Consider the following 21,435-nt stretch of genomic DNA (forward strand, 5'->3'; position numbering starts at 1 on the left):
TTTTATCGGTAACTGTTCCGCAGTGGAATAGACAACTTCGTACCATATTGTATGGTACCAAAGTATACCATAGTTTGTCCTTAAGCGGTAATTTTCTTTATTCGAAAGTGAAATCGAAAGTAATGGCAGGGACCATGCCTCGAAAAATGAGGATTGATAGAATAAAAGTAAGTTATCTGAAATTTTCAGAAGTCTTTCAAAATCCTACGGAAGGAGGATCGCTGTGGAAAAGACGATTTTGGATTACCTGAATCTGATTAAGAAAAGGCTGTGGCTCATTGTATTGTTCGTGCTGATCTCCTGCAGTACCACCTATTATGTCAGCAAGAACTACGTGGTCCCCGTCTATTCCGCAACAGCGCAGCTGCTGGTGAACAACGCCGCAGATCTGTCGGAAGGCAATAACCTTAACAATCTGAATTTCAGTCTCAATCTGATCGGGAGTTACAAGGATGTCATCAAATCGCCGGCTATTATGGACCGCGTGGCCGCAGCGCATCCGGAGTTCGGGCTGACCGGAGATCAGCTGAGCTCCAAGGTTAGCATCAAATCTTCGGAAGGAAGCCAGGTCATCAATCTCGGCGTAAACGATGAAAGCTATGTCAAGGCCGCCGGAATCGTCAATGCGGTATCCCAGACTTTCATTCGTTCCCTGCCGGAGCTGATGAATCTGAGCAACGTCACCTTCCTAACACCCGCGGACCCTAAAGATGTTCCGGGGCCTGTAAACGGCGGCTTTACAATGAATTTGGTTATCAGCTTCGTCGTTTCGCTGATGGCGGCTCTCGGGATTATCCTTCTGATGGAGACGCTGAGTGGCGCTCTTCGCTCCGAGAAGGAAGCGGAGCATGAGTTTGGCCTTCCGGTCATCGGCACCATCCCGGTTATCCGCAAACGCGACCTCGGCAAAGGTGGAGACAACAAAGCAAGGGTAGGGGAGGGAGCTTATGCTGCGGTTAAGTAACAGTCTCATTGCCGAACGAAATCCGCAGTCGCATGTGTCCGAATCGTTCCGCTCGCTTCGCACCTACATCCGGCAGCTCGGGCTGCTGCAGGGCGGGGGAGGAAGAGCGCTGCTGTTCACATCCGGCGAAGCGGGAGAAGGAAAGACGACGGTTCTGGCCAATCTCGCGGTTTCCTTCGTCCAGGACGGCAAGAAAGTGGCGGTTGTGGATTGCAATCTTCGTAGCCCCGGTCTTCACACGGTGTTCGGGGTAGAGAATGGCGAAGGATTGGCTGACTGTCTGAGCGGTCAGAAGGAGCCGGGCAAGATTAGCGTCTTCGGCAACCTTGCCAATCTGACCATAGTTACGGCAGGTTCTTCCTCCATTAGCCCGCCCGATCTGCTAGGCAACGCGGTGATGGTGGAACTGCTGGAGGAACTCAAAGGAACTCATGACCTGGTTCTGCTGGACTCGCCTCCGGCGGTGGAATACAGCGATGCCCGCGTGCTCGCGCCGCTTACTGACGGCGTCGTCATCGTTGCCCGCTACGGCAAGTCCAAGCGAGATTCGATCCGCAAAGTCAAAATGCTGATGGAACAAGCCGGGACTGCAATTCTCGGCATTGCCATAAATCAAGCCAAGTAAGCTTACGAAGCTAGTTTTGCGAAGTTGTTCAAGGATGCTTATGCTAACAAAACTTGGTGGATGCTTACGAAGTCAGTTTTGCGAAGTTGCTCAAGGATGCTTATGCTAACAAAACTTGGTGGATGCTTACGAAGCTAGTTTTGCGAAGTTGCTCAAGGATGCTTATGCTAACAAAACTTTTAGGAGGCATGGATGATGAAAAAAGTGAAAAAAGTGATTATCCCAGCAGCCGGTTTAGGAACCCGTTTTCTTCCCGCAACGAAAGCAATGCCCAAGGAAATGCTGCCCATCATCAACAAGCCTACTATTCAGTACATTGTGGAGGAAGCGATCGCTTCCGGCATAGAGGACATCATTATCGTAACCGGTAAAGGTAAACGGGCGATCGAAGACCACTTCGACAACGCCTTCGAGCTGGAATCGAGGCTGCTTGAGGATGGCAAGCTGGAACTGCTTAAGGAGGTACAGCGTTCGTCCAAGGTTGAAATTCACTATATCCGGCAAAAGGAACCCAAAGGCCTGGGCCATGCGGTCTGGTGCGCAAGACGGTTTATCGGCGACGAGCCGTTCGGCGTAATGCTCGGGGACGATATCGTTACCGGACAGACGCCGTGCCTCAAACAGCTGATCGACCAGTACGAGGAAACGCAGAACTCGGTCATCGGCGTGCAAGAAATTCCCGACGAGTTCACCAATCGGTACGGCATTATCGAGCCGGATTTGCAGGACGGCCGTCTGTACCGCGTCCACAACTTTGTCGAGAAGCCGGCGCTGGGCACCGCTCCTTCCAACCTGGCCATTATGGGCCGGTACGTGTTCACACCGAAAATCTTTAAATATCTCGATTTGCAGGAGAAGGGCGCCGGCGGCGAAATCCAGCTGACGGATGCGATCCAGAAGCTCAACCAAAGCGAGCGGGTCTATGCCTATAATTTCGATGGAACGAGATACGACGTCGGGGAACGGCTGGGGTACATTTTGACAACAATGGAGTTCGCTTTGCAGAACAAGGATTTGCGCTATCCCCTCATGGATGCCATGGCCGAATGGTTAAGCAAGGCGGAACAAGCCACAAGTTGATAGATTAAAGCGTTACACACATTATAAGGGCCATTCTTTCAAGGAGGATTGAGAGGGAAATGAGCATGCAAAAAATGCCGGATGACGCTGAGCAGATTCTGTCGAGCCTTTATGTGCTGCATGCCGAAGAAGCGCAGGAAGCCAATTCCTACCTGGTTATGAAACGGGTAATCGACATCCTTTTTTCCGCTCTGTGTCTCTTCTTGCTGCTGCCCCTGTTTGCCGTAGTCGCGATACTGATTAAGCTTGACGACCCGAAAGGGAAAGTGTTCTTCCGGCAGACTCGCGTAGGCAAGGACGAGAAGCCGTTCGAGATGTACAAGTTCAGATCCATGATCGCGAATGCGGAGGAATTGAAAAAGAATCTGATGGCTTACAACGAGGTCAGCGGGGCGATGTTCAAAATGAAGAACGACCCCCGCATCACACGGATGGGCAAGTTTTTACGCAAAACAAGCATCGACGAGCTGCCTCAGCTGTGGAACGTGCTGGTCGGCAACATGAGTCTGGTCGGCCCCCGGCCGCCTCTTCCCGATGAAGTGGCGCAGTATACGGAGTACGATAAGCAGCGGCTGACCGTCACCCCGGGATGCACGGGCTACTGGCAGGTGCACGCGCGGAACAGCGTCGGATTCGAAGAAATGGTCCAACTGGACCTGACGTACATTCGGATGCGGAGCACGGCGCTCGATCTTAAGATTATCGTCAAGACGGGCCTAATGCTGCTAGGATCGAAAAACGCTTATTAATTCAGAAATTAGGTGATGCCCATGTTAGAGCAAGGAGACGTACCCCGGCTGTCCATCATCATCTGCACTTATAATCGGGCCGGGCTGTTATCCAAAACGCTGGATTCCCTGCTCGGGCTCGAAATGCTGGATGAGGCGGAGGTCATTGTGGTGGATAACCGCTCGACCGACGATACGGCGTTCGTCGTGAAGCGGTTCATGGACAAGTATGAAAATATGATCCAAATGAGATATTTGCTGGAGCCGGTTCAAGGACTGTCGGCGGCCCGTAATTCGGGAATTCTGGCGGCGAAATCGACACTGATCGCCTTTCTTGACGATGATGCGCTGCCTGTCCGGACTTGGATTTCAACGATTGTAAACACCATGGAAAGCAAGCCGGCCGTAATGGCCATGGGCGGGAAGGTCGCTCCTATTTTCGAAAACGGGAGGCCGGAGTGGCTGATCAAGCCGTTTGAGTTCCCTTACACAATCATGGATCTGGGCAACCGGATCAAAGAGTATCCCGGCAAGTTCCACCCCTGCGGCGCCAACATGGCGATGAGGCGCGAAGTCTTCAATCTGAGCCTCTTCCCGCTGGAGCTTGGCCGCAAAGGGGAGTCGCTCTTGTCGGGCGAGGAAACCTGGCTGTTCGGGAGAATCCGGAAAGAAGGACAATCCATTCTGTATCATCCGCAGATGGCGGTGGACCATTTCGTTCCGGCGAGCCGCCTGACGGAGGACTGGATCATGAAACGGTACTACAGTCAGGGGCTGTCCAACGCTCTCGGAAGCGGCGGCCCGATGGGCAGCCTGCTTCTTTGGGGGAAGACGGGAGCCAAACTTCTGTATATCGCCGTGGATTCCGTTTTGTCCGCGATATCCGGAAGCCAGGGAAGAAGGCTGCTGAACAAATGCAGGCTGGAGAGCGTCCGCGGTACGCTCCATATGCTGCGGAATCGAAATCGGGAATCGGCGACGGGGTGAATGGATGATGATAAGCGGCCACCGGGCTTCCAAATTGTATGCACTGCCGTACGGAATGCTCTTTCTCATGTCGGCCCTGTTTCTCGGTACGACAGTGATTTACAAGCCGGCTGTCGCGGTTGCCGCTGTCGGTTTGCTCCTTATGCTCGTCGTATCCCTGACCCGGCCGGATTATATCAGCTATTTCGTACTCCTAACCACGGCAATATCAATCAATTTTCTGTATGGCGGCAGCCTTTTCGGAATGGAAATACTGTCGCTGTATAAGCTGGCCATGCTGGCGCTGCTCGTGCCCTGCATCCTCGTCAACGGCCTGCGTTTCAAGCTCAGCTATCCGCTGTGGGCCTTGCTCGCGATGGTATTTATGACCTTTACGGTCTCCATCTGGCTCCCCCAGATGACATCTCAGATTGCGGTCAAGGCATTCATCGGACTGTCTCTGCCGTTCATGTTCCTGCTGATCAACTGGAAAAAAGAAGTGGCCCAGCGGCACATCTACTTGATCTGCCTGCTCCCGACGGTAAGCCTGGTGGTCGGAGCGCTGCTGCAGGCGGCCCATCTTCACCCCATGCTGAACGTGGAATTCACCGGCGCGGTGCGGATTCAAGGGGCGAATATCCCGTCGCATCTGGCGATGCTCGCCTTTCTTGGAACGGTGATTCCGTTCATTGAGCTGAAGCGAAATCCGGGCCATGAGCGCTTTTATTACAGCATACTGGCCGTGAATTTCGTGACGCTGATCGGTACGGGAACTAGAGGGCCCCTCCTCGCGCTGCTCCCAATGGCTCTCTATTATTTTTTCGACATTTTCCGGCGCTATTTGAAAGGTAAAACCCGTTATTTGATTCCACTGCTGTGTTCGGTAGCGGTCATTGCCGGAGCCGTGTTCATGCAGTGGGACAATATCAAGAAGCGGTCCTTCGAAAGGCAGACCAGCGAGGGGATCGACTTGTCGGGACGGTCGGAAGCCTGGACTTACTTTTTGGAAAAAGCGTCGGGTTCTCCTATGTCGGGAAGAGGCTTGGGCGCCGTGACGGTGGCCAATGACGGTACGTTGTTTATAGGCTTTGTCGTTCCCCACAACGAATATATCCGGTTTTACTTCGACGGGGGGTATATCGGCTCGATTCTGCTGTGGCTGTCGTTAATGGCTGTGTTCCTTCTGGTTTGCAGAGCTTTGGCGCCGCCGGTAAAAAAATATTACCTGCTCTTAATAGCAGCGTTTCTGGTTTATTCGTTTTCTGATAATACGCTGTCGACGGTCCAATTCATTATTCCGTTCTGTTGGTACCTGAACTGCCTGTATCGGGCTTCGCAGCCAACCGATTCCCCACAAAAAGAAGTGATACGATGAATCAAGTAAACATGTTCGATGTCAACTTTAACAATTATGATTTCATGGATCTGCTGGAGTATATCGATACCGCGATCCGGGAACGAAACCATTCCTACATTCTGACTTGCAATGTGGATCATGTGATCAAGCTACGCAAGGACCAGGAATTCCGGACGGTCTATTCCGAAGCGGGCGCTGTGGTCGCAGATGGGATGCCCCTCATATGGGCTTCCAAGATACTGGGCAAGCCGCTTAAGCAGAAGGTGTCCGGAGCCGATCTGTTCAGCAGATTGGGGCATGCGTTTCAGCAGCGAAAATACCGGCTGTTCTTCCTTGGCTCCGCCGAAGGCGTGCCGGAACGGGCCACGAAGAACCTGAAGGCCGCATACCCGGACATCAACATCGTCGGCTGCTATTCTCCATCCTACGGCTTCGAGAACAACGAGGAAGAGAACAAGCGCATCATCGGTATGCTCAATGAAACCCGGCCCGACATCGTGTTCGTCGGCGTTGGGGCTCCCAAGCAGGAGAAATGGATCTACCGCCATTATCTGTCCTACCGGGCGCCGATCTCGATCGGTGTCGGAGCAACCTTCGACTTTCTGTCTGGATCGGTTAAGCGGGCCCCGGATTTCATGCAAAAAACGGGGCTGGAATGGTTCTGGAGGCTAAGCCAGGAGCCGGGAAGGCTGTGGAAGCGGTATTTGGTCGACGATGCTCAGTTTCTGGTTCTTCTGCTGAAGGAACTGCGCAAACGGGAAAAAGCGAACGGACAGAGCTTCGAATAAAGGCATATCCGCAAGGAACTGGAGGTGTATGAGACGATGACAAGCCGCTATTCGGGCAGCAGCACCGGCCTTCCGCTGCCGGGGAATCTTCGCGCTTTGGCAACAGCGGGCATCTTTACGGCGGTGTGTGCGGTTGTGCCGCTGATGATCGGCTTTGTCAGCGCGAAGCTCAGTTCGTCGAGCAGCTTGCAGCTGGCTATCGTGTCGGCTCTCCTGTTTCCTGCCTTTCTGCTCGCCCTGCTGAAGCCGCGGTTGCTCATTTCCTACACGCTGCTGGTCTGGGCCATCGCTCCCGAATTGCGTCGGCTCGCCGACTGGAGTGAAGGAGTCTACCATTCCGTCTCGTTGCTAAGCCTGGCTCCCTTGCTCGCGGGGGCGACAGTCGCCATACCGGTTATGCGCGAGATTCATACCATCAAGCGGCCCTTTATGCGGCTTATGCTGCTGTTCGCGGTTCCGCTCGGATACGCCACCCTGATCGGCATGGCCAAGAACGGCGTCGGTTCGGCGTACGATCTCCTGAATTACCTGGTTCCGCTGCTGCTGCTGCCGTATTTTGCGGTAACGCCGTTTACGGCCCGTGATATCGACAAGCTGCTCGGCACGTACGCCAATCTCGCGGTTATGGTCGCCGTGTACGGCATCATTCAGTACTTAACGGTGCCCGCGTGGGATGCCTTCTGGATGCGGAATTCAGGCATGAATTCCATCGGTACGCCGCATCCGCTGGAGGTCAGAGTCTTCTCCACCCTGAACTCGCCGGGACCCGCCGCAACCTTTCTCGTGTTTGCGCTGGTGCCGATGATCCTTGAGAAGCGGTGGCGGGGGGCCTTCAGCTGGATCGGCGTTCTGCTTGTGGTCGTTTGTCTGCTGACCACGCTCGTCCGCGCATCCTGGCTTGTACTGCTTGTTATGCTTCTCGTCTATATCGCTTCCTCCTCTTCCAAAGGCAAGTGGAAGACGCTGGTTCAGGTGCTCTTTGTGGCACTCGCACTATTCTGGATCGTGCCGAAGCTTCCGGGAGCGGAGGGGCTGACCGCCCGAATGGAGACCCTCTCATCCATTAAAGAGGATCGCTCGTATAATGACCGGCTCAACCTGCTGGGAAGCATGATTCCGGCTATTAAATCGAATCCGGTAGGCCAGGGGATCGGCAGCGTCGGACAAAGTACGAAGCTTGGCAACAGCGGCGAGCTTGGCGAATACGGCATTATGGACAACGGCTTCATTGCCCTGATGCTCACCTTCGGCGCTCCGGGCGGCCTGCTGTTTTTTATCGCACTCGGCGCGGTGGCCAAGCAGATATTCCCCAGAGTCGCCAGCACGAACCAGCTTCAGCTGTATGGCAGGCTGGCCCTCGCGGCATGGGTCGGCGCAGTGGCCGGGCTTGTGTCGGACAACGGATTCTCCGGACTTAAGGGCTACCTGATCTGGATGCTGATCGCTCTTGGCCTCGGCGCCAGAGAGAGGATGAACAGCAGAAAGAAGGAAACGGCCCAAGCCGCGATCGAATCCGAAACTGTAAGCGCGCAGGTTCGGTGCGGAGAAGCAGGCTGCTTCGAAATGCCGGCCGTTCCGCAAGTCGTTACGGTTGAGACGAAGACGACAATGAATTCCTATATGGGCAAGAAAACAATGGATGCGAACGGTTAGAAAAAGGAGGAAACCTGCATGAATTCAGTGTCAAGCATGCTTGCCGGCTGCGATCCGATTTCCGCGGTCAATACCGTCCAAAATGACGAAATCCGGAATGAACACCGGCCGTTCGCCGAAGAGATTGTGTGGGGTGAGGGAAGCGGGGATGGGGCGATGCAGATCGCGGACAGCCGCGACATCCCGGATCATGTGCGAATTCATAGTCGGCTTCAAACCCTCCGGGCATTACGGACTTTAAGGTCAAGCCAGGCGGAGAAAGTACGGGAGAAGGGAGGAAGAAGCTATGTCTTATCATGACGGATTGAACATTATGTCGACCGGCCTTAGCTGGCCGTCGGTGCAGCCCGGAGGGCTCAACACGTACTTCAAATCCGTCTGCGAGCAGCTCTCTTCCCGCAACCGGGTGCAGGCGCTGATTTGCAGCAGGGAGAGGCCTGAAACGTCCGAGGAGCTGATTATTCACAACGCCGGCGATCCGAAAGAAGCGATTTGGAAGCGAAAAGATGCATTTCAGAGAAAGGCGTCGGAACTGTTTAGCGGCGGAAAGGACCGGATTGATATCCTGTACTCCCATTTTGCTCCTTACGGAGTCGGCCCGGCCATTGAGGCGAAGAAGCACGGAATCCCGGTCGTCATGACGTTCCACGGCCCTTGGAATGAGGAAATGAAAATTGAAGGCCAGGGCATTAAGCATCAAGTCAAGACCGCGATTGCCAAGTCCATCGAACGCAAGGCCTACCGGCTGGCGGATAAGTTCATCGTCCTCAGCGAGACGTTCCGCGATATTCTGCACTCGCTGCACGGTATTCCGCTTCACAAGATCGTCGTCATTCCCGGCGCGGCCAACATCGACCGTTTCATTCCATCCGGGAACCGGCTCGCGGTTCGGCGGATGCTGAACCTGCCGGAAGGCGCGACTACGGTGCTGACGGTCCGCAGACTGGTGAACCGGATGGGACTCTTGCAGCTGCTGGAAGCCTGGCGGTCCGTGTCGGAGCGCTTCCCGAACTCCATCCTGCTGATCGGCGGAAAAGGTCCCTTGAGGGCGGAGCTGGAAGAGCGGATCGCCGATTACGGGCTGGCGAGCAAGGTCAGACTGCTCGGTTATATCCCCGATCACGAACTGGCTTCGTATTATCAGGCGGCCGACCTGTTCGTCGTTCCGTCGCAGGCTCTGGAGGGCTTCGGCCTGATTACGGCAGAGGCGCTGGCGAGCGGTCTCCCGGTAATGGCGACGCCGATTGGCGGGAACCGGGAAATTCTGCAGAACTTCCGCCCGGAGCTGCTCTTCAAGAGCTCATCCGCCGCGGATATGGCCGAAGGGATTTCCCATATGCTGGGCAACCGCAGACTCCTTCCCAGCCGGGAAGAATGCAGAGAACATGTGCTGGAAAAGTACACCTGGGAGCATGTCGCGGATCAGGTGGAAACGGTATTCAGAGAGGTTATGGGGAAGGGAGAGACGCAGAATGCTCAGAGTGGCGTATATCGATCACACGGCTAGATGGAGCGGCGGCGAAGTGGCGCTGTTCAACATTCTTACCCATATCGGAGAACAGGTTGACCCGCTCGTAATTCTGGCGGAGGAAGGCGCGCTGGCCGACCGCTTACGCGACAAAGGAATCGACGTCCGGATCGTTCCGCTGGACGAGAGTATCCGAAGCCGCGGGCGCAACACCGTCAATCTCGGCGCGCCGGCTGCGGCCATGAAGCTGCTGGCCTATGGCCGGAGGCTCGCTCCGCTGCTGAAGAAAGAACGGGTGGCCTGCGTGCATACCAATTCCCTGAAATCGGCGTTGTACGGAACGGTTGCCGCCAAGATGGCTGGCGTACCGCTGATCTGGCATATCCGCGACCACATTGGCGCGCCTTACCTGAAGCCGGTTGTCGCCAAAGCCATCCGGCTGCTCTCGCGTCTGCTGCCCAACGGCGTCATCGCCAACTCGAAGTCCACGCTCAGCGCGCTTGAGCTGCCGCGTTCCAAGAAGACGCTGGTCGTCTATTCCGCCTTCGCCAAAGCGATCGGCGGCGTGGCCGGACGCGGGGACCAGAAGGACTTCAACGTTCTGCTGGTAGGGCGGCTGGCTGAATGGAAGGGGCAGCATATTTTGCTGGAAGCGGCGAAGAAGCTGCGGAGCAACGGGCGGGTCAAGTTCTGGCTGGCTGGCGACGCCCTCTTCGGCGAAGACGAATATAAGAAGAAGCTGCTCGCGACGATCGAGCGCGAGGGGCTGAACAATGTAAGTCTCCTGGGACATGTCGAGGACATTCAGGGATTGATGCAACAAGCGGATCTTCTCGTGCACACTTCGATTACGCCGGAGCCTTTCGGCCAGGTGATCGTCGAAGGGATGGCGGCGGGTCTGCCGGTAATCGCGTCCAACGAGGGAGGACCGGTTGAAATCGTTGTGCCGGGAGAGACAGGACTGCTCATTGAGCCTGGAAACCCGGCCATCCTTGCGGAATCGATCAATTGGATGCTCGATCATCCCGAAGAGAGGGAGAGAATGGCGGAGGCCGGGATCAAGCGTGTAAAAGAGCATTTTGTGATCGAGAACACGGTTAAAGAGATTGTCGCTTACTATAAAGGCCTGCTGGCGGGCATCTGACGAACATACGTAAGAGCGGATATCACCTGTGAAGCAAGCAGGCGGCATGGCAGCCGCTTCTTGACAAACATTGCTCCATCAAACGTTGAGGATGATTCACATGAAAATTGCGATAGCGCATGATTACTTAATCCAAATGGGCGGGGCGGAGAGGGTGGTGGAGGTTTTTCACCATATGTATCCGGAAGCTCCGATCTTCACGACGGTTTTTAACGGAAGCGGCCTGACCGAGAATCTCAAGGACGCGGATATCCGGGCCTCCTGGCTGCAAAAAATTCCGGGAGTGAAGGCCAATTTTAAAGGGGTGCTGCCGCTTTATCCCATGGCTATCCGCGATCTGGACTTCCGCGGGTTCGATATCGTTCTGAGTTCCAGCAGCGCGTTTATGAAGAGCATTCAGGTGCCCAAGCGCACATTTCATCTCTGCTACTGCCACACCCCGATGAGATTCGCCTGGGACTATGACACCTATATGGAACGGCAGTCAAATTCCGGTCTATTCAAAAGAGTGCTGAAGCTCTACATCCAACAGCTCAAAATGTGGGACCAGCGGACTTCCAAAAATGTGAACCAGTTCGTTGCCAACTCTTCCGTCGTCAAGAGCCGGATACAGAACTACTACCACCGGGACGCCGACGTTATCTTCCCGCCCATTAATACATCCCGCTTTACCAGCTCAAGTTCCATCGGCGATTATTATCTGATCGTCTCCAGGCTGGTATCCTACAAGCGGATCGATCTGGCGGTCGAAGCCTTCAACCGCAACGGGTTGAAGCTGCTCATTGTCGGCGACGGCCCCGACCGGAAGCGGCTGGAGGGGATGGCCAAGAGCAACGTGAAATTCCTCGGCCGGCTTGAAGACGACCAGGTCACCGGGCTGATGTCGCAGTGCCGGGCTTATATTTTTCCCGGGGAAGAAGACTTTGGCATAACGCCGCTGGAGGCGAATGCCGCGGGAAGACCGGTTATCGCTTATCAGGCGGGTGGAGCGCTGGACACGATTGTGCCTTATGTAAACGGAGTGTTTTTCAAACGGCAGGAGGTTGACGATTTGCTTCGGGCGATTTCCGAAGTGGAATCGTATGCGTGGGATGTCGGAAAAATTGTGAAGCACGCGCAGAAATTTGATGAACAAACTTTTATGGTGCAGTTCAAGCAGTATGTCGAACAGGCGTATGTGAACTTTCTAAAAGGAGGATGAAGATATGAATCTGGCGGTAATCGGCACCGGCTATGTCGGCCTCGTATCCGGCGTATGCTTTACACTTGGGGGTAACCATGTTATTTGCGTCGACAAGGATGAAGACAAAATAGCCAGACTGGGTCAAATGAAGTCGCCCATCTACGAACCGGGAATCGAGGCGCTGATCGAAATGAACCTGAATGAGGGAAGATTGCACTTCTCTTCCGATCTTCAGGAGTCGGTACGCCGCTCGGACATCATCATCCTCGCTGTCGGCACGCCTTCTCTTCCGAACGGCGAAGCGGATTTGCAGTACATCGAAAACGCGGCGGCGGATATCGGACGGGCGATGGAAGGCTATAAGATTATCATGACGAAATCCACCGTTCCCGTGGGAACCAACGAGAAAATCCGTCAGATCATTGCCGCCAACACTGGTTATCCGTTCGATATCGTATCGGCGCCTGAATTCCTGCGGGAAGGCTCGGCCATCCAGGATACGCTGCATCCCGACCGGATTATCATCGGCCTTGACAACCCGGCCCTTGAGCCCGTCATGCGGGAGCTTCATCAGGGCTTCACTGAAAATATTGTCGTCACCGACATCCGCAGCGCGGAGATGATCAAATACGCTTCGAACGCTTTTCTGGCAACCAAAATATCGTTCATTAACGAAATCGCCAATATTTGCGAAAAGGTCGGCGCGGACGTGACCGAGGTGGCCGAGGGAATGGGCCTCGACCGGCGCATCGGCGCCTCCTTCCTCCAGGCCGGCATCGGGTACGGCGGCTCCTGCTTCCCTAAAGATACGAAGGCGCTCATCCAGATTGCGGGGAACGTCGACTACGAATTCAAGCTGCTGAAATCGGTGGTCGAAGTCAATCAGGGGCAGCGGTTCATGATTCTTGCCAAGCTCCATGAATCGCTCGGCAGCCTGCAGGGCGCGAGCATCGGCATTTGGGGACTCGCCTTCAAACCGAACACCGACGATGTGCGGGAATCACCGGCAAGGGAAATCATCGAGGCGCTGGTTAAGGAAGGGGCGCATGTGAAGGTGTACGATCCGATCGCCGCAGACAATTTCCGGCAGCAGTATAATCACCCGCTGATTCACTGGTGCGCAGTACCGGAGGAAGCGGCATCCGGCAGCGATGCGCTCTGCCTGCTGACGGACTGGGCCGTGTTCAAGGATATCGATCTGCACCTTCTGGCCGCAGGAATGCGCAAGCCGATCCTGATCGACGGGCGCAACGTCTATTCCAAAGAACAAATCGAAGGAACCGGACTGGAATATTATTCGGTGGGACGCCCGCGTATGGGCGGACTCAGCGGCTTTTCCCCAAGTGTGGCAGGCGCGGTGTAATGTGATTGTGGATGGCCCGCGGAGGCCTGAGCCAAACGGCGAGGCCGCAGAGGAAGCAAGTTAACCGCGGCGCCGCCGCTCCAAAGGATGTCCCGTTAGGAAGCAGGCAGTTCACGGCTATATCATGACCATTTTGAGGGAGGGTATCATTATGAAACTGGTATTATTGTCAGGCGGTTCGGGAAAACGGCTGTGGCCTCTGTCCAACGACTCTCGGTCGAAACAGTTTCTGAAGGTGCTGGAAAGCCCGCTCGGCGAGCCGGAATCGATGGTCCAGCGGGTATGGCGGCAGCTGGGAGAAGCGGGACTCGCGGAATCGTCGTATTTGGCGACAGGCCGCGGACAGGTGGAAATGATACAGAGCCAGCTCGGCGGGGACGTCAAGATTATCGTTGAGCCCGAGCGCCGCGATACTTTTCCGGCCATTGCGCTCACGGCTGTCTATCTGTATTCGGTAGAGGGTGTTCTGCCGGATGAGACCGTGGCGATTCTGCCGGTCGATCCATATGTGGAAGGCTCCTTCTTCGGCGCAGTTTCAGAGCTGGAGCAGGCGCTTGACGCCACCGGCGCGAACCTGGCGCTGATCGGTGTCGTGCCGGAGCATCCTTCGGAGAAATACGGCTACATTATTCCTTCGGGCGGTGAAGCCCAGGAGAACGGGGTTATGCCTGTGAACGGTTTCCTTGAGAAGCCGGATCGCCTGCGGGCCGAGGAATTGATCGGCCAGGGCGCTTTGTGGAACTGCGGCGTGTTCGCCTTCCGGCTGGGGTATCTGCTTAATATTTTGCAGCAAAAAGGGCTGCCTTTAACCTACGAGGAGCTGCAGAAGCAGTACAAGCTGCTCTCTTCCATCAGCTTCGATTACGAAGTGGTTGAACAGGAAGACAAGATCGTCGTCCAGCCGTATGACGGGTTCTGGAAGGACTTGGGCACCTGGAATACGCTGACCGAGGAAATGGCGAGCAATCAAATGGGCAGGGGCGTTATGACCGAGGATTCCTCGACCAGCTGCCTTGTCAACGAGCTTGATATTCCGATTACGGTAATCGGTGTACAGGATGTGATTATCGCGGCGAGTCCCGACGGCATTCTCGTCACCCACAAATCGGAAAGCCCGCGCATCAAGGAAGTGCTGAAGGGCACCGAGCAGAGACCGATGTACGAGGAACGCCGCTGGGGCCACTACCGGGTCATCGATTATGTGAAATACGAGGAAAGCAATGAAGTGCTGACCAAGCGGATATTTATCGGCGAAGGAAAAAACATCAGCTACCAATACCATCTCAAACGCAGTGAAATCTGGACATTCATCAGCGGGGAAGCGAGCATTATCCTTAACGAGAGAATGCATAAGGTAAAAGCGGGCGACGTTGTGCGCATACCGGCAGGAACGAAGCACAGCATTCTCGCTTTAACTGATGTGGAATTCATCGAAGTACAGACCGGCTCGGAGCTGGTGGAAGAGGATAATATTCGCATAACACTGGATTGGAAGGATATTGAACTGCAACAATTTATCTCTTAAAAGGGATGAATGACTATTAACCTATTTATTAACCATATTAGAAGGTGACTAAACGGGTCTTTTGGCTCATTTATTAAAGGAATATGAAAATCAGTCTTCATCAATAATTGCATAACGTCGATATGTACGGTAGAAGGTTAAGCCTTCCAATACGACAAAGGCAAACCTATCGCGAGGTAGGGACGCAAAGCCACAGGGCCTCTTGATTTCAGAGAGGCAGCCTGGCCACCGAAAGGAAGATTAAATTGAAAGCTCATCGTATGTATCGATTGTTCTGCATGCTGGTATCTCTGTCTCTGCTCCTGGCATTTGTTCCGTTTCTGGGCGGAGGAAGTGCATCGACCGTTTCAGCGGCTGCTGCGCCCGCAGCGCCTGTCAACCCGGATGCTTCACCCGAAGCGGTCAAGCTGCTGAGTTACCTGAATTCCATTTCCGGAACCCGCATCATCACCGGTCAGCACGATTACCTGGAAAGCCCGGACGAATTCAGCAACAAGCTTCTGGGAACGAGCGGCAGATATGCGGCTCTCCACGGATATGAGCTTGGCGCGATCAACGGCCAAACGGACGGCGCCGTAACATGGCTCCGGCAAAATGTCGTGAGCAGCGCAATCAAATGGCACAAGGCCGGCGGCATCGTCGCCATGACGTTTCACGAGAATCTACCCGGAACGACCTACACTTGGGCCAATGTGCAGAAGTCGCTGTCCCAAGCCGATTTCGACAAGTATGTTACGCCTGGAACTACGCAGTACCAAAGTTTGATTACTGAACTCGACAAAGTGGCGGTATCGCTGAAAACCCTGCGCGATGCGGGAGTGCCCGTTCTGTGGCGGCCTTATCACGAAATGAACGGGGGCTGGTTCTGGTGGGGCCAGAAGAGCAATTTCACCGACCTCTGGAATATTATGTATGACCGTTTTGTCAATGTTCATAATCTGAACAACCTGTTGTGGGTGTGGAGCCCGAATGCTCCGAACAGCTGGGCCGATCCTTACGTCAAGTCTTATCCCGGAGCGGATAAAGTGGATATTCTGGCGGCGGACATTTACAACAAGGATTTCAGACAGAGTTATTATGACGACCTGCTCAGTTTGGCTGCCGGCAAGCCGATTGCCATTGGCGAGAATGGCGAAATGCCCGATCCTGCAATGCTGCCCAAATCGCAGAGCAAATGGGTCTTTATGATGACTTGGGGCAAAATGCTTTACGATAACAACAGTACGACTACAATCAAGAGCTTTCTGAACAACGGATTTACGTTAACCCGCGATGAGATTATTACGGCTATGGCTTCGTATACGGTGCCAACGCTGTTGCCAAGCCCATCGCCAAGCGCAACGCCGAGTCCGACGCCAACACCGTCGCCAAGCCCGACACCGACGCCGTCGCCAAGTCCGACACCGACGCCAACACCAAGTCCGACGCCAAGTCCGACACCGACGCCAACACCAAGTCCGACGCCGAGCCCGACACCGACGCCAAGTCCGACGCCGAGCCCGACACCGACGCCAAGTCCGACGCCGACGCCGAGCCCAACTCCGACGCCGACGCCGAGCCCAACTCCGACGCCAACACCGTCGCCTAGCCCAACACCCGCGCCGACACCAACACCCGCGCCGACGCCAACAAATCAGCTGACAGGCGAAGGTTCGGGCACAGGAAACTCGACGCTGCCGGAAGACTCTGACCAGACTGCGCCACAGCCCCGCAACGGTCTTCTGGGCGAATATTTTGCCAACGTGCAGCTTTCCGGAACGCCTGCACTGGTGCGGGAAGAATCGGCTATCGATTTCAACTGGGGATCAGGAACGCCGGACAGTACAGTCGGTCCCGACCGTTTCTCCGTCCGTTGGAGCGGCAAAATCAAGCCTCTTTACAGCGAGAATTATTCCTTCTATACAAGCTCGGATGATGGGATTAAAGTATGGGTCAACGGAGTTGCCGTCATTACCAGCTGGTCCTCTCAGTACGGAGTAGAGCGGAAGGGAAGAATCGACCTGGAAGCCGGGAAACTGTACGACATTAAAGTTGAATATTACGATAATACGGGAAGCGCCAAAGCCCGTCTGATGTGGGAAAGCAGCAGCCAGATCAAGGAAACCGTTCCTGCCAGCGCGTTTTACCTTTCCGATTCTCTTTGATATATCTTTTACGGCAGTCCTCGCGGGTGACCGCCGGTACTTATCCATATTACAATTGCATTCTGTTCATTTAAGCCTTGCCAGGCCCTGCTTTTTACAGCAGGGCTTCTAAGCTATAAGCCCCATTTGGGGAATTACCGTCTTTCCCTCATTTGGGAAGACGGCTTCTCCGGCGGCAATCCAGGCTTAAGAAAGGAAGATGAATTTGAACAAATCCTCCAAGTATCGGTTGTTCGTTACAGTTGTACCTTTGATTCTGATCATGTCCCTGCTGCCCTGGATCAACTCCGAAACCCTGCCCAAGTCTGTAATTCAGACGCCGTCCGTTCCCGTCAATCCGTCGGCTTCGGCGGAGGCGCGGGATCTGCTCGGTTACCTGGCGGGCTTAAGCGGCAAGAGCCTGATATCCGGCCAGCACGATTATCTGGAAAGCCCGGATGAATTCAATAACAAGCTCGAGAAGGCTACCGGCAAATATGCCGTGCTTCACGGTTACGAGCTTGGAGCCATCAACGGCCAGTCGCAGGGCACGATCGACCGTCAGCGGAATGCGGTTGTGCAAAGCGCCATCAACTGGCACAAAAGCGGCGGGATCGTAGCCATGACCTTTCATGAAAATCTTCCCGGCACCTCTCCGGCCTGGTCCAATGTCTCCATGAGTCTGAGCCAAAGCGAGTTCGACGCCTATGTTACTCCCGGCACGGACCAGTATAATAGCCTGATTGCCGATCTGGATCGGACCGCTGTGTATTTGAAGCAGTTGCAGAGCGCCGGAGTCCCCGTTTTGTGGAGACCTTACCATGAAATGAACGGCGACTGGTTCTGGTGGGGAAAGAAAAATAATTTTTCGGCGCTTTGGGATATTATGTATGACCGATTTGTGGGTAAACATAAATTAAACAATCTGCTCTGGGTATGGAATCCGAATGCACCCAACGGGTATGCCGACGCCTACGCATCCTATTATCCGGGTGCGGACAAAGTCGATATCCTGGCAGCGGATATTTACAATAATGATTTTCAACAGTCGTATTACGACAGTCTGCTGAAGCTTGCGGACGGTAAGCCGATTGCCATCGGCGAGAGCGGCGAGTTGCCCGATCCCCAGGTGCTGGCCAAGAGCCAGAACAAATGGGTCTATGTGATGACCTGGGGGAAAATGCTGACCGAGAATAACAGCAAACAAACCATCAGCAGCTTTATGAACGCTGACTACACGTTGTCCAGAGACGATTTTATCAAATTGCTGGATAAGGAGACTGTAGCCGCCGGCAACGGACTGCGGGGAGATTACTTTGCCAACAAGGAACTGGAAGGCAAGCCGGTTATTAGCAAGACCGATGCCAATTTGGACTTGAGCTGGCAGGATGGGGCGCCTGGAGAAGCTGTGGACACGAACTTCTTCTCCGTGAGATGGCAAGGCCGCCTCAAAGCTCCGGGCACCGGGACCTATACGATCAAAGCGGTGTCCGACGACGGTGTGCGAATTTGGATCGGAGGCAAGCTTATCATCGACAGCTGGGTGCCTCAGAACGATGTTGCCAGAGCCGGAACTATCAAATTCAAGGAGAACACTTTTTACGACATCAAAGTGGAGTACTTCGAGAACAAAGGCAAAGCCGATATCAAGCTGCTCTGGCAAGGACCGGGGCGGCCGGAAGAGGTCATTCCCCCGAAAGTGCTTTTTCTACCCGACTGAACAATGAGTCCCAACCGGGAAGTCGGACTCCTTGAGAAAGCGAGGACAGGAAATGAGAGAACCAGGAAAAGCTCAACCCTTAGCCGTACTTCTAAAGCTTGCAGGATTTATCATCTTATTTCTGCTGTCTGTCTCTTTTTTTGGGAACGAAGGCGCGGAAGAAACCGGTATGCCGAAGCTTTCCACCGAGTATAAGACAGCGCCCGTTGCCCCGCCGGGGAAAACAATCTGGCAGCTGGGCAGCCGGAATGAATCGGCCGGCGAGTTCGCGCCTAAGGATTCTTCGTCCGCGGCGAGCACCGTCAGCATGGATACGTCGACGCTTGACACGAGGGAGCTTAAAAAAGTGCCTTCCGGTCTTAACGGCAAAAGCTTGCCCGAACTGCGCGTATCGTATAGCTTGAACAAAATTCCCGCAAACGGGGTATTGCTGCAGGTCAGCGTTCTCGATGCCTATAAATCGGTTCCGCAGATGGCGGCTTTCTCCAACAGCCAGCTGTCGGGGATTATTCAGATCGCTGGCGTTGCGGGAACGGGCAGCGAATACGATTTTCGTAAAACATACGAATTGTATATTCCTAAGGAACAACTGAAGGTCGGCAATAATGAGCTCAAGCTGAAAGCGGCCCGTTCCCTGTATGCGTCGAATGCGGAGGACCAATATTCATGGTTGACGTGGGACGATCTCAGCCTGCGGTCGCTGGATTCCCCGATCAGCGAGCCGATTCACGGCAGTTACGTGCTTACGGGTACGATGGTCGCCAACAAGCAGTTTTATTTTGATACAGGCGCCACTACCCATCTGCCGTACATTATGAAATGGCTGGGCGTGGCCTATAGCGGCAATATTATGCGGACGGGCGGCGCCAGCGATGTAGGTTTTTCCCGTTCCGATTTGGAGAATTACTATAAAGTGCTTAAGGATTACAATATGCAGTCGGTTGCGCTGTATTTGTACACCGGGGATATCAAGCTGAACAGCGACGGATCTTTGCCGGAAAGCGCGAAAAAGAAGTTGACCGATTATTTTCAGCAATACGGCTCTTATTTTCAGTATTACGAGGTGGACAACGAACCCGGATTGTTTAACCGCTCCAAAGCGGTCAATTTGGCGATTGCCGATTGGCTGAACAAGGAGGGCAAACAAATCGCGCCCCATCTCAAGACGGTTGCTCCCGGCTGGGCGTATTGGCCGACATACAAGGAAGATTCCTGCGGAAACCAGAGGGGAGACGTCAAGCAATGCGGCGATCCGGACGGCTGGGAACGCGATTCGGCGCAGCGGCTGGAGCTGGAGAAGGTTACCGATCTGACGAACGGACATTCTTACGGAGACTCTTACGTCGCCAAGAACGGCGGCAGCTTTACCGAGAACCTGAAGACGTTCCAAGGCTCGAATGACGGACTTCCCAAAAAAATGCTGGTCTCAGAGTTCGGCACCTCCGACACCCATGTGGACGATTATCATTATGGGGCGAAGGAGCGAACGTCAGCGGTATTCGACCGGATTATGAGAGCCCATATTGGTTATGCGGATATGTTCGTGCAGCACGCCGCCTTTTTCTACAACTTCAGTCTGTTTCAGTTCAAAAACGTCAATCTGAAAACTCATGATCCGGCCAAGACGGAGATTTACTACACGAAAGAAGGCGAGGATTCCCGCGTCCGCATCATGCGCAGAATGAGCTTGGCCTATGCGACTCACGGCGCTCCGCTTACCTACAGTCTTCTGAACAAAAGCATGCTCGCCGATAAGCTGGTATACGTCCGGGCCGTGGATACATCCAAGCTGGCTCCGCTCGCGGGGAGCAACGCGACCTCGAACAAAGTGCTGGTGAACTTCGTCAACTTCGAGAACACGCCGCAGACCGTAAGCGTCAAAGTCAACATGCCCAAGCAAACGGCGTACGAGGGAGAACGTTTCGGAGACGGCGACACGTATGAAGAAGCGCGCCGCTATGTGACCGGGCTGCAAGCAGGACCTGATCTTACCTTTACGGAAACGCTGGCTCCGGGAGAAGCGGTTCAATATATTTTGCAGCCTTCCTCGGCAGTAGGAGAAGCAGCGCCCAAAAGCCTGACTGCCACCGCCGTCAGAGGGACCTCCGTACAGTTGAACTGGCTGGAATCTCCCGGAACCGGCTATGATGTGCTCCGCGCGGAGGGTGCGGAAAGTGAACTGAAACAGATCGCCTCTAAGATTACAACCACTTCTTACACCGACCGTGCGCTGAAAGAGGGAGTTCTTTACACTTACGGGGTGCGGGTAACGGGCAAAACGCTGCTGTCGGCGAAGGCGCAAATTACGGCTACCGGACTTGTGCCGCTGGACCGGACCGGGTGGCAGGTCTCGGACAATATGAATCAGAGCCCAAAAAAGCGTTTTTATATGATCGACGGAGATCCAAGTACCCGGTGGGATAGCGGGAAAAATATGACTTCCGGCGAAACGATTCAGATTGACATGGGAACCTCACATACCATGGAGGCCGTCCAAATGGACACCTCCAAGTCGCCTTACGATTATCCGAGGGTGTACACCATTTATGTATCGGAAGATGCGCAAAACTGGCAGCAGATTGCTTCGGGCAGGGGAAGAAAGGACAACAACATGTATCCTTTTGCTCCGGCAAGGGGGAGGTATATCAGAATCGTTCAGACCGGAGCCGGCGGGAATTTCTGGTCCATCCATGAATTGCAAATATATTCGAGAGAGTAGGCGAAGACGCCGGAGCTTGAATTGGCGGT

The 21,435-nt window shown here is 54.4% G+C and carries 17 protein-coding genes and 1 riboswitch; all 17 genes read left to right on the top strand.

What is annotated here, in order from left to right; genetic code table 11:
• Positions 1-223: 223 nt before the first annotated feature.
• The 17 genes from PUR_RS05275 to PUR_RS05355 all read left to right on the top strand — a co-directional run bounded on the left by PUR_RS05275 (position 224) and on the right by PUR_RS05355 (position 21,406).
• Positions 224-964 carry a YveK family protein gene (locus PUR_RS05275; RefSeq protein WP_179034336.1) on the top strand — a complete coding sequence of 247 codons (741 nt, stop codon included), beginning with the start codon at positions 224-226 and terminating at the stop codon, positions 962-964.
• Positions 948-1,589: a CpsD/CapB family tyrosine-protein kinase gene (locus PUR_RS05280; protein WP_179034337.1), complete on the top strand. Its 642-nt coding sequence runs from the start codon at positions 948-950 to the stop codon at positions 1,587-1,589. The genes PUR_RS05275 and PUR_RS05280 overlap by 17 nt, the downstream gene beginning before the upstream one ends.
• A gap of 195 nt (positions 1,590-1,784) precedes the next feature.
• On the top strand, positions 1,785-2,669 hold the full coding sequence (gene galU, locus PUR_RS05285) for a UTP--glucose-1-phosphate uridylyltransferase GalU (RefSeq protein ID WP_179034338.1): 885 nt from the start codon (positions 1,785-1,787) through the stop codon (positions 2,667-2,669).
• A gap of 59 nt (positions 2,670-2,728) precedes the next feature.
• Positions 2,729-3,418, top strand: a complete 690-nt coding sequence (locus tag PUR_RS05290; protein ID WP_179034339.1) for a sugar transferase — start codon at positions 2,729-2,731, stop codon at positions 3,416-3,418.
• Positions 3,419-3,439: 21 nt separating this feature from the next.
• Positions 3,440-4,384 (top strand): glycosyltransferase, encoded by a 945-nt coding sequence (locus PUR_RS05295; RefSeq protein WP_179034340.1) that lies wholly within the window; start codon positions 3,440-3,442, stop codon positions 4,382-4,384.
• A 4-nt stretch (positions 4,385-4,388) separates the two neighbouring features.
• A complete protein-coding gene (locus PUR_RS05300; protein ID WP_232101728.1) occupies positions 4,389-5,738 on the top strand; it encodes an O-antigen ligase family protein in 1,350 nt (449 codons plus the stop codon).
• Positions 5,735-6,508: a WecB/TagA/CpsF family glycosyltransferase gene (locus PUR_RS05305; protein ID WP_179034341.1), complete on the top strand. Its 774-nt coding sequence runs from the start codon at positions 5,735-5,737 to the stop codon at positions 6,506-6,508. Before PUR_RS05300 ends, PUR_RS05305 begins: the two co-directional genes overlap by 4 nt.
• 36 nt (positions 6,509-6,544) lie before the next feature.
• Positions 6,545-8,161, top strand: coding sequence for an O-antigen ligase family protein (locus PUR_RS05310; RefSeq protein ID WP_179034342.1), 1,617 nt, complete (start codon positions 6,545-6,547; stop codon positions 8,159-8,161).
• Between the two features lie 18 nt (positions 8,162-8,179).
• Positions 8,180-8,461, top strand: a complete 282-nt coding sequence (locus tag PUR_RS05315; protein ID WP_179034343.1) for a hypothetical protein — start codon at positions 8,180-8,182, stop codon at positions 8,459-8,461.
• Positions 8,448-9,668, top strand: coding sequence for a glycosyltransferase family 4 protein (locus PUR_RS05320; RefSeq protein ID WP_179034344.1), 1,221 nt, complete (start codon positions 8,448-8,450; stop codon positions 9,666-9,668). Before PUR_RS05315 ends, PUR_RS05320 begins: the two co-directional genes overlap by 14 nt.
• Entirely contained in the window at positions 9,634-10,773 is a 1,140-nt protein-coding gene (locus PUR_RS05325; RefSeq protein WP_179034345.1) for a glycosyltransferase family 4 protein, read from the top strand. The genes PUR_RS05320 and PUR_RS05325 overlap by 35 nt, the downstream gene beginning before the upstream one ends.
• Positions 10,774-10,873: 100 nt before the next feature.
• Positions 10,874-11,974 (top strand): glycosyltransferase, encoded by a 1,101-nt coding sequence (locus PUR_RS05330; RefSeq protein WP_124696792.1) that lies wholly within the window; start codon positions 10,874-10,876, stop codon positions 11,972-11,974.
• A 4-nt stretch (positions 11,975-11,978) separates the two neighbouring features.
• Positions 11,979-13,319: a UDP-glucose dehydrogenase family protein gene (locus PUR_RS05335; RefSeq protein WP_179034346.1), complete on the top strand. Its 1,341-nt coding sequence runs from the start codon at positions 11,979-11,981 to the stop codon at positions 13,317-13,319.
• 151 nt (positions 13,320-13,470) lie between these two features.
• Entirely contained in the window at positions 13,471-14,844 is a 1,374-nt protein-coding gene (locus PUR_RS05340; protein ID WP_179034347.1) for a sugar phosphate nucleotidyltransferase, read from the top strand.
• A 149-nt stretch (positions 14,845-14,993) separates the two neighbouring features.
• Positions 14,994-15,077: riboswitch (cyclic di-GMP riboswitch) on the top strand.
• A 12-nt stretch (positions 15,078-15,089) separates the two neighbouring features.
• Positions 15,090-16,988: a glycosyl hydrolase gene (locus PUR_RS05345; RefSeq protein ID WP_179034348.1), complete on the top strand. Its 1,899-nt coding sequence runs from the start codon at positions 15,090-15,092 to the stop codon at positions 16,986-16,988.
• A 199-nt stretch (positions 16,989-17,187) separates the two neighbouring features.
• Complete coding sequence (locus PUR_RS05350) at positions 17,188-18,687, top strand: glycosyl hydrolase (protein ID WP_179034349.1); 1,500 nt, start codon at positions 17,188-17,190, stop codon at positions 18,685-18,687.
• 52 nt (positions 18,688-18,739) lie between these two features.
• Positions 18,740-21,406, top strand: a complete 2,667-nt coding sequence (locus PUR_RS05355) for a discoidin domain-containing protein (protein WP_442953766.1) — start codon at positions 18,740-18,742, stop codon at positions 21,404-21,406.
• Positions 21,407-21,435: the final 29 nt, after the last annotated feature.

It is taken from the genome of Paenibacillus sp. URB8-2 (genome assembly GCF_013393385.1).
GTDB lineage: Bacteria > Bacillota > Bacilli > Paenibacillales > Paenibacillaceae > Paenibacillus_AQ.